This window comes from Vibrio profundi (assembly GCF_043642225.1).
Classification (GTDB): Bacteria; Pseudomonadota; Gammaproteobacteria; order Enterobacterales; family Vibrionaceae; genus Vibrio; species Vibrio profundi_A.
The window spans coordinates 19,811-33,723 of record NZ_JBHZSF010000016.1 but is presented as its reverse complement, the minus strand read 5'-3'; the positions used below and the strand labels follow the sequence as shown (position 1 = coordinate 33,723).

The window sequence follows — 13,913 nt, the reverse complement described above, 5'->3', positions numbered from 1 at the left end:
GGTTAATCTATGAATATTTCCATTATAACAGCTTGCCCTAGTGGCGTAGCAAACAGCATCATCGCTGCCGGTTTACTTGAACAAGCATCTAAGGCACTAGGCTGGAATGCGATAATTGAATGTCAATCGACAGTCGTGCCTAGTACGCCTATTTCAGACAATGCGTTAGCGATGTCAGACATCGTTATCATTGCAGCAAACACGCCAGTAGATACATCTCGTTTCGTTGGAAAAAAAGTGTATCAAGCACCTATTTCTGAATGCACACAAGACGCTAAAGCGTTTTTAGAGCATGCTGCATCCAATGCTAAAGAACTGCTAGCGAGTGACACGGTCACTACAACAACTAAAGAAACGGAACAGTCTGCTAAAAAAATCGTCGCAATCACGGCTTGTCCAACCGGCGTCGCTCATACTTTCATGGCGGCAGAAGCGCTTGAAGAAGAAGGTAAACGCCTAGGTCACCAAATTAAGGTAGAAACTCGCGGCTCCGTCGGTGCGAAAAACCAACTGACAGACCAAGATATCGCTGAAGCTGACCTTGTCATTATTGCTGCCGATATCGATGTACCGCTCGATCGTTTCAACGGAAAAACGCTCTACAAGACAAATACTGGACCTGCACTTAAAAAGACCAAGCAAGAGTTTGAAAAAGCGTTCGCGGAAGCAACAACCTACACTCACACTGCGACTTCTTCTAATGCTTCTTCATCAGATGAAAAGAAAGGCGTTTACAAGCATTTGATGACGGGTGTTTCTCACATGCTGCCTGTCGTGGTTGCCGGTGGTTTGATCATCGCGCTATCTTTCGTATTCGGTATCGAAGCGTTTAAAGAAGAAGGCACACTAGCCGCAGCATTGATGACAATCGGTGGTGGTTCTGCCTTTGCACTAATGATTCCTGTTCTTGCTGGTTTCATTGCATTCTCGATTGCTGACCGTCCGGGTCTGGCTCCCGGTCTAATCGGCGGTATGCTGGCTAGCTCAACGGGCGCAGGCTTCCTAGGTGGTATCGCGGCTGGTTTCATTGCCGGTTACTCTGCGAAGTTCATTGCCGACAAAGTTCAACTTCCACAATCTATGGAAGCGCTTAAACCAATCCTGATCATTCCGTTTATCGCGAGTTTGTTCACTGGCCTTGTGATGGTTTACATCGTAGGTGGACCTGTTTCTGGCGTGATGAGCGCAATGACAGACTTCCTAAACAACATGGGTACGTCTAACGCGATTCTTCTGGGTGTGATTCTGGGCGCAATGATGTGTTTCGACCTTGGTGGCCCGGTAAACAAAGCGGCTTACACATTCGGTGTTGGTCTACTGGCTTCACAAACTTACGCACCAATGGCGGCTATCATGGCAGCAGGTATGGTTCCTGCACTAGGTATGGGCCTTGCGACTTTCCTAGTGAAAGACAAGTTTGAAGCTGGCGAGCGTGAAGCAGGTAAAGCGTCATTCGTTCTTGGTCTATGTTTCATCTCTGAAGGTGCAATTCCATTCGCAGCGAAAGATCCAATGCGTGTTATCCCTGCATGTATGGCAGGTGGTGCATTAACTGGTGCGCTTTCGATGATGTTCGGTGCGCAGCTAATGGCTCCACACGGCGGCTTGTTCGTACTACTGATTCCTGGTGCTATCTCTCCAGTGCTTATGTACCTAGTGGCGATTGCAGCTGGTACAGCAGTAACAGGCTTTGGCTACGCTGCACTTAAGAAACTCGGTGACAACAAAGCGAAAAAAGCTGTGACTGCTTAATAACAGCACTTCAAAGGCATTTATGCCAACCCCCGTAGGCATTTAAGCACCTCACTTGAGGTGCTTTTTTTCGCTACGACACGCGCGTTATTTTTTCGCTTGTTGCTATTACGGTGTTTCTTCCGTCTGCTTTCGCTTTATATAACGCCTCATCTGCGCGTTTGATTAAGGTTTCAAACCCTTGCCCGATTAATGGGTTAACGGTCGCCACCCCAATACTGACCGTCACTACTTCAGAATCTTGAACCGTTGTGTTGGAAAATGGGATTTCGGCATCAACAATATTCATTCTTACGGTTTCCGCTATTTCATAAGCTTCCGCGCAATTTGTATTACTCAATACTAGAGCAAATTCTTCACCACCATAGCGCGCGACTATATCGCCACTCTGCCCTCTTCCCATATCAGTCGTTAAGATTTTGGCAATGGTTTTCAAGCAAATATCCCCCGCTTGATGCCCAAACGTGTCGTTGTATTTTTTAAAATCATCCACGTCGATCAATAACAATGAGATTTTATAGCCCCGATTGAAAGCTAACTTCCATTCGGCGCTTAAGTGATTATCAAAAGTTCTTCTGTTCGCGACCTCTGTTAGCCCGTCGATTGAGGCTAATTTTCGTAGCTGCCGGTTACTGCTTTCTAGATCATGCTGGGTTTGTTTAAGTTGCTCTTCTGTTCGAACTCTTTCGATAATCTGACTTTGTAAATCCCCGTTCATCTTCATTAGGCTTTCCGTTCGCTCCGCGACCTTACTTTCAAGAGCCACTTGAAGCTCTCTCATGTTAACGAGCGCTCTAGTACGATTACTCACTAAGATTTTTGATAAAGAAGCTGCGAGAATCGCGGTTAAGCAAAGGCTGCCTAAGATTGCATTTCTCGAGATGACAAAAGAGTTCATTGCTTCTGACACGTCGATTTCAGTTGCGATACCAATATTAAGCTCGTTGTGCCAGCTCCATGCCCCCATGACCATGACCCCTCGGTAATCTCGATACCCTTGGACATCAACGCCATTCATTTTCTCGAGTGCTTTCTTCACCGAACGAGTAAAAGTGCGATCTTCTTGAGGTAACGGAGAGATTTCTCCCTTAGTTAAGTCTGCTTCAGGGTTAAGCACTTGAATATTTAAGCTTGAACCTTCCTGACTAGAGATGATACCGAGCGAGATTAGCTGATCTTCAAAGCGACTTTCCGTCAACATGATCCCTTGCGAATCAAACGCGTAGGTTTCTCCTGTGTTGCCTAGTCGTCCCAAACGCATGATTCGACTGAAGCCATCCACTGAATCAATTCGAATAGCTAACACCGCTACCACAACACCTTTGTTGTTGCGTATTGGTGCAGCGGAAAACATGGTGGGTGGAAGTATTCGTAGCTGATTGTCTCTGTTACGCAAAGGGACGTCAGAAAGTATCGGAGGAACAATCAGGGTTTCTCCACCTTTCACTCGGTTAAACAAATCTTCCCGTTGAATAGAAATGAGGTTGTATTCACCTATATTTGAATCTCTCATAGAGCTCAAATTAACCGAATCTAAACCTATGATGAAAAAGCCTTGATAACCAAAGGCGATGATCTCAGGGTTCAACAATTCTCGAATAGACTTTTGTAGAACCACTTCAGATGAGGGATCTTTTACTTTTATTAATTGTTCAGCGAGAACAACGACATCGTGCCGGCGCGCTAACGTTTCTGCTTTCACGCGGTGATTATGAGACCAAAGTGTCAGTGCTTCTTCAATGGTATGAATGACAGTGTTGAGAGACTTACCCACTGATAAGCGGTGCTCTTTCTCAATAATGGCTAATCCCTGTAGCCCGATAAAACTTACGCCTACAAAGAACAACAACACTATTAACGGGTCACGAAGTTTCGCCATAAGCACCCCTTATCTCTCGCTTATCAGTAAGCTTAGGAGTAACTGAGAACTCTGTCATTTAGTGGCAGAAAAAACACAACACTTTGTATATTAGAAAGTTACGATATACATAACGACATTATCGGTTAGATTTTGTCGTTGTGAACTAACTAGAGAGTGTTTCCTCGAAAACACCGAGCTCTCTGCCTAGCCAAATCGCTCTTTCGGTATGGTCGAGAGTTTCTTCCCCACCCGTTACCGGATGAATTAACACTGACATGTCGCCTCGAGCTTCATCTAGCCACTCAATCAGCTGATTGTCATTGTTGTGAAAGTGCATTTCAAACATTGGCATTTTGTGGGGCCCCACTAGCTTTTGTACCAATGGAAAGGTATCAATCACGTCGCTACGCTCTGAAATGACACGTTGGCGAAGCGCTTCAGCAGGCTCAACATTTCTAAGGGCAAAATACACATGTGCGTGATACATCAGATTTCCTTGTTCGTTATTTTCCATAAGTGTAACGTTTAACATGGGCAATAAGAAAGCTTAGCGACAGGTTGGAGTATCAATTGCGCTAATACCGTCTTAACTGGCTATTTTTATAACCAGATCTAACGACTTAGAGTGATAAGAATCACTTTTGCCAAGCTGATTGTGGAGGTAAGAGTATCTAAGGAGACGTTGTGCCTGTTTGAATTGGATATTGCTGATTTTCAAAGGCTCTAAAAAACGCATCGTACCTGCCGGATTCTTTGAAAGCTTTCAAAGCTTTATTGAAATCCTTTACCAGTTGAGGACTCCCTGCAACGCTCTTAGGAAAAAGCACGTAACTATAGTTATTTAACACTGGCTTTGGATGGTGAGTAACAAGGTGCCGTTTGTCGGCTAAGTCGGTCATTAGTGTTGAATACCCGACATTTTTTTCTTGTAAGTAGAGATCGGTTCGTTCTTTGATTAACTTTTTAAAATTCAAAGTGGGCGAATGTTCTCTTAGCATAGTGAGTTTCTTTTCACTAAGCAGGTTGTCGAACTCCGCGCCATAACTGTATTTGATGTCGCCCCCGATATTATAGGCCCAGAGGTGCTCTAACTCTGTCCAGTTAAAAGGCTTGGACTTTAGGTGAAATAAAACAAACTGCTCGTTCAGCACCGGGTCGCTATAGTAATAATCGTCTTCACGCTCTGATTTATGCATCCATACCGCGGTTAGGTCAATTTGGCCTTTGACGCCTTTGTTATAAGCCCGTTTCCAAGGATAAAACGTTACTTCAGAGTCGTAGCCCATTTCTTGCAAAATGTTAACGATGAGATCGGTAAGAAAACCATTATCTTTAATGTTTTCGGAAATGTACGGAGGCCATTCACCTACCGCGATTTTCAAAGGTTCAGCGAGCGCTCTGGGAGAATGAAGAAGAAAACACGTAATGAGCATCACCCCAAAACGAGCAAGAACAGGTTTGCGCTGGGTTTGTTTGATCGGCGAATTCGTGGTGTAAAGGCGCTCTCGCGAAAACATCTAAACTCCTATCATGCTAAAGACAAAGGTCTGGGCTCGTGAGATAGAGAATTCTCACACAGAGCTTATCAATAAAATAGCCAAGGTTTTCAATAACGTTGCACGGTCGTTGTTATCACGTATCTAGTTAGTCAAATTACACTTTTATCATTATAGGACAATATCGGGGTCACAATTTCAGACGCTCTAGGCATCAGCCTTTCAAGAACACTAACTGACGTAGCGGTTTCTTCCAGTTCGCTTTGCCTCATATAACTTCTTATCGGCATTACGAAAATACCCGTCACTCGCTTCGAGTTCTAAAATATTTCCTGAATCACTCAAACCAATAGATGTCGTAATTGCTAGCTCTCCCGCCACCGTGGTATACGTAGCTCCGTTGACAGCGGTTAAAATATCACTTAATCGCTGCTCAATAGACGAGACATTTTTAAGTAGGGCCAAAAACTCTTCACCACCCCAGCGTATTAAAAGCTCATCAGTATCAATCAAACTTGATACCCGTTTGGCGGTTTCTATCAATACTTCATCGCCAACATCATGACCATACTTGTCATTAACCTGTTTGAAATAATCCAAATCCAGTAACGCAATACGATACTCTTGTGAACTTGCCAAACGTTGCTTGTCTTTCAGTTGTTGATAATAAAAGCGGCGGTTATTCAGCCCAGTTAATGGGTCAACATAGGAAAGACTTTCTAATTCTTTGTTTTTATTCTGAACAGAAAACGAACGTCTCATTGTAAAAACGAGTGCTATTATAGCCACGATTCCCCAAATAGAAGCCACCTGAAACCGTAGTCTTTCCTTAGCCAATTTCACTTCATTTAGCCTATTTTGAACATCGAGTAGGTCCCGTTCTTGCTCTATTCGGCGAGTCGCAAAGGCATGCTCTAGGTTATATACCTATCCCATCAACTGCTGTTTATCTTGCTTGTAGTAGGCTCGATACATGGCTAAAGCGGATTGAGGATCGCCCAAGCTATCGTACACTTCAGCCTTTTGCTCATACGCTCGAGTGATCCACCTTTCATGCTCGATCGATTCAAACGTTGAAATGCCTAAATCTATCGCACTTAGTGCCAGTGGGTACTGCCCTAGCCCACTTTGTGCCTTCGCAAGAAGCAAATAGCATTGCCCGTACTCTAAGGGGTAAGTATTCCCTTCGGGTAGGCCCAAACACTCGTTTGCGGCAGCTTCAGCTTCTTGAAACTGCTCAGTAAGGATTAGGATTTCTGCACGGCCTTTTAAGTGTATCAAGGTTTCCCTGACGCTCGGATCTAGCAGTTCAAAATACTCAACCGCTTTCGAATACGCAGCGCTCGATGCTTCCACATGTCCAAGTCGATTATGAATAAAGGCTTCATTAAGATGAATCGTATGGAAAAGTCCAGGAGAATCTAGACCATTTTCTTCACTGATTTCTCCGGCGCGCTGAATGTATTCGAGTGCTTTTTCCCATCGCTCGATATGGAGATATAAAAGCCCAAGGTTATTATGAATAGTGCCACTGTAGAGCATGTCACCGATTTCGTTGGCGACTTGAATTCCTCGCGAGAAATAACGTTGAGCTTCCATTAGTTCATTAGAAGAGTTGCTGATAAATCCAGCGACATTGTAGGCTTTGGGTAAGAGATATAGCGCGTTACTTTCTTCAGCTAATTGAATGGCCTTGGCCACTGAAACGCCGGCTTCTTTTATTCTGCCATGCATCGCATCTTCGATAGCGTCGGATATCAACAGATCTGCAAATAGCCATTGAAATTGATTTTCTTCAGCAAGAGTTTGCTGCTGAGAGGCTATGCGCTTTATTTGTTCTTTATCTTTAAGCTTTCGTGCAAGGCGCTTTTGTATATCTAGTATTGAGGCTTGCTCTAAAGCCGTGAAGTCACGCACCTTCTGCCCTAGCAAGCTATCCAATTTTTGTTGAGCTGCACTAGGATCTGATGTGACTTCTTGCTTTATCTCGTGGATATGTTTCCCGATCTCAGTAAGAAGCAACTCATTCGTTGGATTAAAAGGAGGAACTTGGTCAGAATCAGAGCCATTGCGGTCTACTTGAAACAACACAATGTCTATTGTCACGGCAGACAGAATCGCCAAACCTATGACAAAAAAAGACAGCAATACGCTCTTTCGCATCAAATGATAACCTTCACATTACAAGCACACCGGAATGGTACTATGAGGCTACTTTCCCAACAATAGCTACAAAATCAAACTCGTCGGTTAAGTGTAAATTCAGAGGGAACATCTGGGTACTTTATCGCCAATACGTAAAAGTATAGGTACACTCTTTCGAAAGTTCGCACGGTGATAGTTAAAATCGCAATAACTCAGCAACTTATAATCAAATCAGGCGAGCCACTATTGTGCACTCGCCTAAGCTTTCACAAACTTAATGTTACGCGCGGCATAAACCTCCACCCGCTTCAGCACGTTCATGTTTATTAATGACGACCATCAAATGAATCAGGAGTAGTATGCCTGTCACGCCTAAACCGACACCAATTCCCCCCCAAATACCGGCAAGCTGAAATTCAGGCATCAGATACCACGCAGCAGGTAAGCCAAACATCCAATATCCTACCGCCGTCATTACCGTTGGCATTGAAACAATCTTCATTCCTCTTAACAAATTGATTGCGAGTAGTTGCCAAGCATCAACGATGAAACATAGGGCAACCACCCAAATAACCGATGCTAATAACGAAGACATACCTACCGAGTTTTCATCAAGATTAAAAAGCCCGGCGATAAATTCTGGCCAGATGATGAAAACGGCGGATAAACCAATGCTCAAAATACTCACCAACACAAAGCTTTGTAGCGACGTTTTCTTAATGCCTTGATAGTTATCTGAGCCGTAGTCTCGCCCAACCAGAATTGCGGCCGCTTGTGAGAAACCGAAATTGAAATTCCATGTGAAGCTTAAGCATTGCAGCAAAATTTGATGCAGGGCCAACGATGCGATACTAATCGTGCCAGCCATTAGCGTTCCGCCGTAGATTAAGCCGTGTTCAAGTAATGCCGCGACCGCGATAGGCAAGCCCATTAACATCAGCGGGTTCATCAAACGAACGGAGTACTCATGTCGATTGGTCCAAGGTGCAAAAGGTTTGAACTCATCACGCTTAAATACCCAAATGGTGTAACCTATCATGACTACAAACGCTGAAATCGCCGTTCCAAGTCCCAAGCCAGTTAGCCCCATCTCTAGAGGGAATGTCAGGATATAACTCACCGGTACATTCAAAATGACGGTCGCTACGGACATCACCAAAATCGAACGAACGTTACCAAATGCACTGGTGAGGCCACGCAGTACTAATAAGATGAGTGACGGAAACATTACCCATTTAAGTGCATGAACATATTCCATCGCAAGCTCGACGACTTCTTGCGGTTGCTTAGCCGCTTCCAACACTTTAGGGGCAAACCAAAAGCTCGCCATCAGGACGACACTCAGAACACAAGACAGCATGACCGCACCTTTTACTGCCAATCGAATTTGCTTTTTTCCGAATTCAGGCCTTGCGACCCTTTGCCCATAGGCAATCGCGATTAAGTTGGCAACACAACCCACAGTGCTGCTGCCAATAATAAAGATAAAGAAATAGATCGACGCTCCTAAGCCACCAGCCGCCAAAGCTGAAACACTGATTCGAGACATCATCCAAACATCGGTAAGCACCAATGCCATAGAAATCAGCTGGGAGATAATTAAAGGAAAAGCGAGTGCGAGAATTTTTTTCATATGAGCCTCTGAATATTTGGCTCAAATTTACGACTTATGACACTGGCGTTCAATTGATTAATCTGACACCATGACATTCCAAAAACTCATGCGAATAGATTATGACCCCTTATCCTAACCTGCCTCATTCACACAATGGATTACGAGCTTTTGAATCAGCGGCAAGGCTGATGAGTTTTACACTTGCGGCTGATGAGCTTAATGTTACGCAGAGTGCAATTAGTCGCCAAATCAAACAGCTTGAAGATGAGCTAAACGCACCCTTGGTTATTCGAAAACATCGTGCGATTTCACTAACAACTCAAGGGCAAGAACTCTATTCGACGCTTAAAGAAAATTACGGCGCGTTAGAGAAAGTGATCGCGAATTGGCGTGAACCGAAACAAAAACGGATCGTAATCAAAGCAGCGCTTAGCTTTGCAACAAGAGTGCTAATTTCCAAAGTGCGTGAACTCAATGAACGTTACCCAGACTACGAAATCGTTATTATTCCAGTGATTGAAGAAGATGATGCGCTGAACAACAAAGATTATGACTTACTCATTTTTCATACTCGGATAAAAAACCTCTATGAGCACAAAGCCAATACGTTCTTTTTAAGAGAAGAGTTCATGGCACCGGTGTGCGCGAGTAACATTGCGACCCAAGAGACTGACCTAAATACAATATTAACCATGCCTCGCCTACACCCAACGCTCGACCATCACGACTGGAAAGTGTGGCTAGCCGACGTAGAAATACCACCGACAACACGCGTTCGAAATACCAGTTTCCTTTCTTTAGATTTGGCGCTCAGTGCCTGCCTTTCAGGGCAAGGAGTCACTGTTACAGATTTACTGCTGATCCTCCAAGAACTGGAACGTGGTTTTTTCTACTGCCCAGAACACGCCAAAGTCCAACAAAGCGCTTGGACCTATTATGGGCACCAGCAAACCCACTCAGAGGTGATTGATGATTTAATATCGTGGCTGAAACGCGAAACAGAAAAAGAAATTACTCAGCTCAAAGTGTTGGCGAAAAAGAACAACTGGAAAGGTGTTCTAGAACCAAATAGCGATTAATTCAGTCCGTTAGGCTATATAAGCGATTATTCATTGGACATGTCTAAAGCTCACTTTAATACTGCTAAAACTGATAATTCTCTTGAAACCAACCGTCGAAGAATTCGATAAATTTATGAACTTTCAACGGCGTATAGGTCCGTTCAGGATAGACAACACTAATCGTAATTCCACCAGGTTTGTAGTCAGGAAGTAATCGAATAAGGCGAGCGTTCGGAGCGCTTGCCATGCTTGCAGGTAAAAAGCCAACGCCTTCGCCTTGCTCAACAATAGTCTTCACAAATGAAGTGCTATTTACCCTTACTCGTCGATTAAATCGCACGCTTTCCGTTCTTCCATTTTTATCAAATTCAAACACGTTAGAGCCGGCGTATCGATGAGAAATTAAGTCATGAGATGCCAAATCTGATGCAACTCTAGGGTAACCATGCTGATCCAAATAGGATTTCGAGGCCATCAAATGAATATCAATGTCCCCGACTTTTCTATAAATCAAGGTTGAATCTGGAAAGTCGGCCGTCGCGCGTATACATACATCAATGCCTTCTTCTACAAGGTCAACGAAACGATCTTCTACTACGATATCCAACTCAATTTCAGGGTAACGTTTAAGAAAAGCTGCACACATCATCGCGCTGGCTTTATCACCCAAAACACTTGGAATGCTGACTCTTAACAAGCCTGAAGGTGCCCCCAGCAATTCAGAGACTTCGCTTTCTGCAATTGACAGCTGTTCCAGTATCTTTTGGCAATGATGTAAGTAAGATTTCCCGACTTCAGTTAAAGTCAGTGCTCTTGTTGTTCTTTGAAATAACCTTGTACCAATTGATTTCTCTAACGCTGACACTTGCTTGCTGATATAAGACGGAGAAGTATTCATTTCGTCAGCAGTTTTTGAAAAATTACCTGTTTCTGTGATCCTTACAAAAATACGCATTGCCGATAACTTATCCAAAACACCCTCCTGACCCTATTCCATGCCTTTCCGTTTATTTATTCCAATTTGGAAAAACTATTAACTCATAGTGCGTATTTATCATCCAATTTTGAATAAATAAGATGTCCATTCAATCAATTAATGGAGAGACATCATGAAAGCGGTTCGACTTACTGACATCAATCAAATAGAAACCTGTGAACTTGGAGTACCTACTCCGAAAAATGATGAAATTCTAATTAAGATAACAGCGGTTGGAATAAACCCTGTTGATTGGAAGATTGCATCAGGTCTTCTTGGACAACTCATACAACAGCCACTCCCTATGACTTTAGGTTGGGATTACGCTGGCGAAGTCATTAATACAGGAGGCGGCTTCCTAAAGGGTGATAAGGTTTATGGTATGAAGCCGATTGGTGAGGATGGCACCCTTTCTGAGTACTGCGCTGTAAAACGTGCTCACCTTGCACAAGCTCCTGAAAGCATTTCGCTAACTGAAGCAGCTTCGGTTCCTATGGTGGCTTTGACCAGTTGGCAAGCGTTATTCAACGCGGGTAACGTACGTGCAAAACAACGGGTTCTTATTCAAGCCGGCGCCGGTGGTGTCGGCTCCTTTGCTATCCAGCTTGCCAAAGTCGTGGGTGCTTATGTGATTACCACCACATCAGAAGCAAACAGAGAGTTTGTCTTAGGCTTAGGGGCCGACGAGGTCATCGATTACCAAACGCAAGACGTGACGGAAGTATTGGCAGAGCGCCCTGTTGATGTAGTTCTTGAATCACAGTCAGGGGAGTTCCAATTAGATGCGATTAAGATCCTTAAACCAAAAGGAAGGTTGGTGAGCATTTCAGGATTATCACCGGAAACTGTTGAAGCAGCCAAAGCGGCAAACGTAATGGCATCGTTCGTTTTCGTTCAATACAACGGCGAACAGCTAAGACATATCGCCGAGCTAATCGATACCAATCAAATCAAAGTAACGGTATCAAAGCAGTATCCTGCAGAACAAATACAAGCTGCCTATGCCGAAAGCAAGACTGGCCATGTTCGCGGTAAGCTAGTCGCGACGTTTTAATATGTCCCTTTAATAGAAGCGAGTGCATCTCGCTTCTATTAACATACATCTATCAACATATATCGAAATCGATGTTCGAGAACGTTCCTTGTGTTCTCTCCAGCGGTGAGTTGTACAAGCCTCTGGTCACGCCAAATTGATTATTTACCCCGCCACCTTGATATATCCGCCATTAGCATTCTTACTTAGTAATACAGTCACTTAGCGTTCAAACTAAAAAAGGGATGGAAAATAGTCAGTGGATGAACCAAAACCTCATAACGAATCGTTCCCTAAACATTTAGTCAAAGCGCTTTGTGCTTTAACAGTTCTTGCCATGTCTGCAAAGCTATACGTCGTTTTCACTTATGAAATCAACTGGGATGAGTTCTACTATCTTTCGTTCGTTCATCAATACATTGGGCAGTATTTAATAAACAGCTTTCAAACCTTCCACATTCATTTTTTTACGTGGCTTCAATTGCTATCCAACAATGAAGTGGATCAAATTATTGCGGCTCGTTCAATCATGTGGCTGCTGCAACTTTTTACTGGCTACTTAATTTTCCGAATCAGTCGAATCCACCTTAGCCTGACTGCATCCTTGTTCTCTGTTCTCGCGTATTTCTCGTTATCTTATGGGTTAAGAATGGGGGCAAGTTTTCGAACGGATCCAATCGCGACGGCGCTATTGTTGATGACCACCCATTACTTATTTCAAGCTAAGCTATCTCACCTCAAGTCTATTTTCTTCGGCGTGATCACGTCCTGTGCGTTGTTAGTCACGCTAAAGTCCAGTTTGTATGGTCTGGCGCTTGCGCCAATTGTGCTTATTTCACTGTATTACTCAGCGAACCGCCGCCAATATTTCGGTCACATCTGCTCTTTTGTCGGTTCGATTCTGCTGTCTTTCGCGGTGCTTCATACGTGGCATAGTGTTCAAATTGGAGGAGATAACCTACTCGACGATCTGCTCACCATGTTTGGCGCAGCCGACAAAACGCTGAACCAAAGAGTACTGTTTCCTGGATGGCCTTACTTTGTTCATACCTTTACGTCGGATATTGGCTACTGGCTTACGTTGCTTACTGGGATCGCTTTTGCCATCTATTCTTCCATTAAGCACGTTCCCTTTTCCCGAGAGGTTTCGTTAAAGTTTTTATCACTTAGCCTGCTATTGGCAACTTTGCTCTTCTATAGAAACGCGTTCCCTTATTATTACAGTTTTATGCTTGCGCCTGTGAGTGTGCTACTCGGGTTTACATGGCATTGCACCGCCACATTACGCTCTAAACGTCTTCGCCAAACGTTCATGCTAACGACGCTTAGTTTGTTCTTTGTTTCCATCGTTTTGAATGGCTGGCTGATCCCTTCCCAGCGAAGCAACCAATACCAATCTGCCTATCTCGATAGAATCCATCAAATATTCCCCAAACCCGTTCCTTATATTGATCGATGCTCTATGGTGTCCACTTTTCCCAAGTTTGGATTCTTTATGAGCACTTGGGGCTATGAAAATTACATCAGTCGAGGCGAACCGACAATTACCGAGGCCGTTATGAAGGATGCGCCAGTTTTCGTTATCGAGAACACTGTTTTTCTCAATACGTTATCAAGCGAAAACAAACAGACTTGGTTACTTCCTGAGGATGAGCTTTCGCTAAATTCGCATTATATTCACCATTGGGAAGATGTTTATATTGCGGGGAAACACATCGAGCTCTCTGAACAGCAACCTGTCGTTGAAATAAACATTGCTATTCCGGGGGTATATACATTGGAAAGCGAAGCCAGTGTAATCGTTAATCAGCGCCCCCTTTACCCGGGTCAAACATTATTTTTAGCTAAATCAACCCATTCCATTCGATCCAACGATCATTTTGGCATCTATACTTTTCGTTGGGGAAACCATACCTTTCGCCCCGAAGCACTAGACAAGGAGGCTCAATTATTCACTGGGTTTTAATTTAAACC

Annotated in this window: 11 protein-coding genes; 4 read left to right on the top strand and 7 right to left on the bottom strand. The window is 43.8% G+C overall.

What is annotated here, in order from left to right; genetic code table 11:
* The first annotated feature begins 9 nt into the window (after positions 1 to 9).
* Positions 10 to 1,752 carry a PTS fructose transporter subunit IIBC gene (gene fruA / locus ACHUFI_RS19280; RefSeq protein WP_394252109.1) on the top strand — a complete coding sequence of 581 codons (1,743 nt, stop codon included), beginning with the start codon at positions 10 to 12 and terminating at the stop codon, positions 1,750 to 1,752.
* 73 nt (positions 1,753 to 1,825) lie between these two features.
* Here fruA and ACHUFI_RS19275 read toward each other — a convergent pair whose 3' ends face one another.
* From ACHUFI_RS19275 to ACHUFI_RS19250, 6 genes are all read right to left on the bottom strand, one after another.
* The gene (locus tag ACHUFI_RS19275; RefSeq protein WP_394252107.1) at positions 1,826 to 3,631 is read right to left on the bottom strand and encodes a sensor domain-containing diguanylate cyclase; all 1,806 of its coding nucleotides are present in this window, start codon (positions 3,629 to 3,631) and stop codon (positions 1,826 to 1,828) included.
* 145 nt (positions 3,632 to 3,776) lie between these two features.
* Positions 3,777 to 4,100 (bottom strand): DOPA 4,5-dioxygenase family protein, encoded by a 324-nt coding sequence (locus tag ACHUFI_RS19270; RefSeq protein ID WP_394252105.1) that lies wholly within the window; start codon positions 4,098 to 4,100, stop codon positions 3,777 to 3,779.
* A gap of 184 nt (positions 4,101 to 4,284) precedes the next feature.
* Positions 4,285 to 5,130, bottom strand: a complete 846-nt coding sequence (locus ACHUFI_RS19265; protein ID WP_394252103.1) for a substrate-binding periplasmic protein — start codon at positions 5,128 to 5,130, stop codon at positions 4,285 to 4,287.
* 210 nt (positions 5,131 to 5,340) lie between these two features.
* The gene (locus ACHUFI_RS19260; RefSeq protein WP_394252101.1) at positions 5,341 to 5,946 is read right to left on the bottom strand and encodes a GGDEF domain-containing protein; all 606 of its coding nucleotides are present in this window, start codon (positions 5,944 to 5,946) and stop codon (positions 5,341 to 5,343) included.
* Between the two features lie 90 nt (positions 5,947 to 6,036).
* Positions 6,037 to 7,272, bottom strand: coding sequence for a tetratricopeptide repeat protein (locus tag ACHUFI_RS19255; protein ID WP_394252099.1), 1,236 nt, complete (start codon positions 7,270 to 7,272; stop codon positions 6,037 to 6,039).
* Between the two features lie 262 nt (positions 7,273 to 7,534).
* Positions 7,535 to 8,887 carry an MATE family efflux transporter gene (locus ACHUFI_RS19250; protein ID WP_394252097.1) on the bottom strand — a complete coding sequence of 451 codons (1,353 nt, stop codon included), beginning with the start codon at positions 8,885 to 8,887 and terminating at the stop codon, positions 7,535 to 7,537.
* Positions 8,888 to 8,988: 101 nt separating this feature from the next.
* On the opposite strand from ACHUFI_RS19250, the gene ACHUFI_RS19245 reads away from it, so the two are divergent.
* Positions 8,989 to 9,948, top strand: coding sequence for a LysR family transcriptional regulator (locus ACHUFI_RS19245; RefSeq protein ID WP_394252095.1), 960 nt, complete (start codon positions 8,989 to 8,991; stop codon positions 9,946 to 9,948).
* A 64-nt stretch (positions 9,949 to 10,012) separates the two neighbouring features.
* Here the strand turns inward: ACHUFI_RS19245 and ACHUFI_RS19240 are convergent, their stop codons facing one another.
* On the bottom strand, positions 10,013 to 10,903 hold the full coding sequence (locus tag ACHUFI_RS19240) for a LysR family transcriptional regulator (RefSeq protein WP_394252093.1): 891 nt from the start codon (positions 10,901 to 10,903) through the stop codon (positions 10,013 to 10,015).
* Positions 10,904 to 11,039: 136 nt separating this feature from the next.
* Between ACHUFI_RS19240 and ACHUFI_RS19235 the strand changes: the two genes are divergently transcribed.
* Both ACHUFI_RS19235 and ACHUFI_RS19230 read left to right on the top strand, forming a co-directional pair.
* Positions 11,040 to 11,960: an NADP-dependent oxidoreductase gene (locus ACHUFI_RS19235; protein ID WP_394252091.1), complete on the top strand. Its 921-nt coding sequence runs from the start codon at positions 11,040 to 11,042 to the stop codon at positions 11,958 to 11,960.
* Positions 11,961 to 12,198: 238 nt separating this feature from the next.
* Positions 12,199 to 13,905, top strand: a complete 1,707-nt coding sequence (locus ACHUFI_RS19230) for a hypothetical protein (protein WP_394252089.1) — start codon at positions 12,199 to 12,201, stop codon at positions 13,903 to 13,905.
* Positions 13,906 to 13,913 lie beyond the last annotated feature (8 nt).

Coding starts and splice junctions, on each gene's coding strand:
- fruA (WP_394252109.1), top strand. CDS start 10: ATGAATATTTCCATTATAACAGCTTGCCCTAGTGGCGTAGCAAACAGC.
- ACHUFI_RS19275 (WP_394252107.1), bottom strand. CDS start 3,631: ATGGCGAAACTTCGTGACCCGTTAATAGTGTTGTTGTTCTTTGTAGGC.
- ACHUFI_RS19270 (WP_394252105.1), bottom strand. CDS start 4,100: ATGTATCACGCACATGTGTATTTTGCCCTTAGAAATGTTGAGCCTGCT.
- ACHUFI_RS19265 (WP_394252103.1), bottom strand. CDS start 5,130: ATGTTTTCGCGAGAGCGCCTTTACACCACGAATTCGCCGATCAAACAA.
- ACHUFI_RS19255 (WP_394252099.1), bottom strand. CDS start 7,272: ATGCGAAAGAGCGTATTGCTGTCTTTTTTTGTCATAGGTTTGGCGATT.
- ACHUFI_RS19250 (WP_394252097.1), bottom strand. CDS start 8,887: ATGAAAAAAATTCTCGCACTCGCTTTTCCTTTAATTATCTCCCAGCTG.
- ACHUFI_RS19245 (WP_394252095.1), top strand. CDS start 8,989: ATGACCCCTTATCCTAACCTGCCTCATTCACACAATGGATTACGAGCT.
- ACHUFI_RS19235 (WP_394252091.1), top strand. CDS start 11,040: ATGAAAGCGGTTCGACTTACTGACATCAATCAAATAGAAACCTGTGAA.